1 protein-coding gene is annotated in these 1,461 nt (G+C 63.0%); it reads right to left on the bottom strand.

The window, feature by feature from the left end:
• Positions 1-3 precede the first annotated feature (3 nt).
• Entirely contained in the window at positions 4-1,320 is a 1,317-nt protein-coding gene (locus tag NKH03_RS34660) for an IS4 family transposase (protein WP_352884251.1), read from the bottom strand.
• Between the last annotated feature and the right edge of the window lie 141 nt (positions 1,321-1,461).

Raw genomic sequence — 1,461 nt, 5'->3', positions numbered from 1 at the left:
GGGCTAGCGTGCGCACACATTTGCTTCGGGTTGATTTTGCGAGGCGAGAACGAAGCCGTCTGTGATGGCGTTGAAGCGTCTGAGGCCGTGGGTGAAGGTGATAGGCCCTGGCGGGCGCTCGCTTTCGTAGCCGTTCCAGCCTCCGAGCCTGGCGATACACCAGGCGGCCCAGGCGAGCGTGTGCGTGGGGTGCGGGTTCTTCTGCTTTTGGGTCTTGCCTTCGAGTTTGGCGATGAGCATTTCCAGGACGGAGATCTCGATGGGATCGAAGAGGCGTGCGGCCTGGAAGTCGAGGCCCGGCGAACCACGTCCGTGTACGAGTTGCATGACCCTGGTGGCGACGACCAACGCGGTGGCGGCCAGGCGTTCGAGTGCATCGCCATCGGCGATGAGGCTTTCCTCCAGATCGATGGCCTGCGACTTCACGGTCCGGAACAGCTGTTCGACGATCCAACGCGAGCGATACATCTCGACGATAGCAATGGCGCCGGCCAGGGTGTTGACGCAATGTGTGGTTAGAAGCCGCCAGATCACCGCTTCCTTGGCCGAGGGTGGATCGATCTCACGCACTTCCACCATGTTGAGCATAAGTTCGCGCGGATCGCGGCTGTCGGCGCCAAGGCGGGGCTGGCGCAAGCTCACCGCGCTGAAGCGAACGGCCAGTTCGACGGTGCGGGCCGGCCGGCCGGGTCGGGCCTGCAGTTCGAAGGCAATGCGGCCGGTTTCCGGGGTCTTGGCGATCGCGCTGAACAGGCGCTCGCCCCGCGTACCCAAGGCCCGATCCCGTACAGCGCGGATGAGCACATGGGTGCGCTCGTCGGGAAGCCTTGCAAACACTTCGTAGATGTCGGCTTCGCGATCGCCGACCACCGTCATCTGCGGCGTGTCGGTCAGCGCCTGGCATGCCGCCTTGGCGGTACCGATCCATTTGTAGCTTTCCTTGTCTTCGATTGGCAGCGCCTGGTAGTCATCCGCCTTCTTTGCCTGGCGCCGCCAGATCGTGGCGCCTGCAAGGCCAAGGACCGAGCCGTTCACGGCATCCACGGCCAGCGCCGGATGTACGAACAGCCCGATATCCTTGCCATTGCCGGCACGACCGAGACCGCGCTTGCGCGAAGCCTTGGCTTCATAGTTTATCTCGCTGCTGTCCTCGATGATCAGCACGTGGCGGCCGGCGGCCACTTCGCTGGTTCGCGCCGCCGCCGTGCGGATGATCTCTTGCTTGCTCACGTGGCGATTGCGAAACAGGCGCGTGAACGCGACCTTCTCGGCGCGCGTGTCAGCCAGCCGGCGCATGCCCGCGCTGACACGCGCAAACATGCGCTCCAGAACCATGCTCCCCTTTTTTGCAGGCGCAGGTCGCCGAAGTATCCAAGCAACGAAGCCATCGTCGAAACCTCCAGAATCAACAATGGCAGCTACAGAATCACATACGATTCAACCGCATCAAGCCATTTTCCG

The organism is Mesorhizobium sp. M1406 (assembly GCF_040317555.1).
Lineage (GTDB): Bacteria > Pseudomonadota > Alphaproteobacteria > Rhizobiales > Rhizobiaceae > Mesorhizobium.
The sequence above is the reverse complement of the archived record's forward strand: the minus strand, read 5'-3'. Positions and strand labels throughout refer to the sequence as shown.